Genomic DNA, 2139 nt, shown 5'->3' on the forward strand with positions numbered 1-2139 from the left:
ATGGTGGTTTGCTCCAATGTCGGAAGCTCCCAACACGCCCCATATAGCATTATACCCCATTTCGGAAAAGTCTTTGAGTACTGTTCCCAATCCCCTAGAAGTGAGAAGCGGGGAGTTTTCCACGAACACGAGCGCGGGTCGTATTTCGCAAACCATCCTGGCATATTCCCTCCATAATCCGCTATTTTCTCCATTGATACCCGCACCCTTTCCAGCACTTGAAATATCTTGGCATGGGAATCCCCCTGAAATAATGAGGTTATCACGCACCAGTTTAAGGTCTTTAATGAAATCTGCGCATTCGGGGTTATCTGATAGGAATGTTTCAACGTTATCCCAAATTGGGAAAGCAGGGAGTATTCCGTCATTTTGTCTTTGCATGAGTACCCCACGAGGATATTCTTCAATTTCAATGGCGCAAACGGTTTGTATTCCGAGCATTTTGCTAGCGAGTATTCCTCCACCAGCACCCGAGAAAAGTGCCAACTCATACATTTAAATCTGTTTTTAAGAACCCAGGAACATATTTCATTTCCTTTTCGGGTATCAAGTGAATAAAATTATTTAACCTTTCCTTTGCCAGTTTCACAACGGGCATTTTAGCTGCTTTGTCTTGTCGTCCGTCAAAATCTGTGTGGCATTAAAGCTAGAAAAATGAGGGAATGATAATGTCGATCCTGATTTTCTTAATTTGATGATTTGTTTCATAATTTTTGTTTTTTATTGGTTATCGTTTTGTTGATTTTGCTTTTCGCGTTCCATCAATACGTTTTCGTAAAATATATTAATTTTTTCTTTTGACTTTTCAATTTCCTGTTTTCTTTGTTCGATTTCTTTAGCCTTATCCTGTACTAATTCACCCGATAATTTCATTCTCAAATCCCGTAGTGGCTTAACGCGCCAGTATTCATATGCATTTGCCAGACACGCCCAATGAGGGAAAAATGAAAGTCGTGTGTTGACAATCCAGAAACTTGAATGGCTTTTTAGGCTTCTTTCATACTCCATATGCTCCCTTTCTGTTAGTTCGGCAACACCTTCACGCCTGAATGCATCATAAGCCCCCTTTATTTGCCCAATAGTGCTAATATCCAGCCTGTCTAATATCTTGACACCTAAATGGTTTCTTTTAGCCATTGTGAGCATTATAGCGTAATCTTCCATTCTGTAGTCTCCGCATTCATCCCGTAACATTGTTGCGGCATCTATTATTTGATCCTCTGTCATGTTCCTAACCACATTGAAACTATCGCAAAAATCCCTTAGCAAACATATTAGTACCATTGTAATTTCCTTTTTACCATGCTCGGCAACCAAAGTAGCAACTGGAATATTATACCGCAAAGCGTGCCAATCGGGTTGACCTTTTGGCATTGAAACAGAAATGAATTCAGACAGTTCCATCTTTGCCATTGTTTTCTCAATACCCGTTTTGCCATCAGTCATCAGGATACAGGAGATTAAGTTTTTGGAGTGCGCTCTGAAAAGTTCCACGTCCTGTTTCGCCGTTTGCCTTGCTATTTGCATATGTTACGATTTTATCGAATTGTCTACTAAGATTGCTTAACAAAAAATTACTATTTAACCACTTGTCCTCAATTGCTACATCTAGGAACATGTTAAGGGTTGCCGCCGCGTGTTGCTCCGTCCATTCCATTCCTTTCATCGCTGCGCGGGTCTGTAGCCTCGAAAGTATGTTTTTGAAATCCCTCGGATCGCTACCTGAAAAACTGGGTTTGTGATTGAATTTACCTTCATAGAACAAAAACCAAGTATCAACAAGCGTTTGCCAATGTGGCGTACTTTCTTCTTTTTTTTGCGCGGAAGGTTTTTTTTCTTCTTTGCCTTTTTCTTTTTTAGGGCTTTCAGGTTTTTTTTCTTGCCCAAATACGTTAGTATTTGGAATATTACTTAATACTGTGTTATTACTTAATATAGTATTATCTATAAGTATAGTGTTTGGGTCAGTAACTGGGTCAGAAATTGACCCGGTTTCGGGTTTTTCTTGTAAAACTGGGTCAGTTTGCGGGTCAGAAATTGACCCAGTTCCTGAGACGGTTTTTTTAACTGGGCTACTTACTGGGTCAGTAACTGGGTCAGAAATTGACCCGGTTCGCAATAGAAAATATCTTGTTTGAC

General features: G+C 40.0%; 3 protein-coding genes. All 3 read right to left on the reverse strand.

What is annotated here, in order from left to right:
• The coding region (locus tag VF06_RS38745) for a DNA cytosine methyltransferase (protein ID WP_143874550.1) at window positions 1–495 on the reverse strand (495 nt) is incomplete at its 3' end.
• Window positions 496–720: 225 nt separating this feature from the next.
• Window positions 721–1446, reverse strand: a complete 726-nt coding sequence (locus tag VF06_RS38750) for a hypothetical protein (RefSeq protein WP_099072995.1) — start codon at window positions 1444–1446, stop codon at window positions 721–723.
• The coding region (locus VF06_RS41905) for a hypothetical protein (protein WP_180267969.1) at window positions 1439–2139 on the reverse strand (701 nt) is incomplete at its 5' end. The genes VF06_RS41905 and VF06_RS38750, both read right to left, overlap by 8 nt.

Origin of the sequence: Nostoc linckia z4 (assembly GCF_002608075.1) — a bacterium.
In the GTDB taxonomy this organism is placed as follows: domain Bacteria; phylum Cyanobacteriota; class Cyanobacteriia; order Cyanobacteriales; family Nostocaceae; genus Nostoc; species Nostoc linckia.

Excerpts from the sequence above, each read along its gene's own strand:
- VF06_RS38750 (WP_099072995.1), bottom strand. The coding sequence starts at position 1,446 with ATGACTGATGGCAAAACGGGTATTGAGAAAACAATGGCAAAGATGGAA.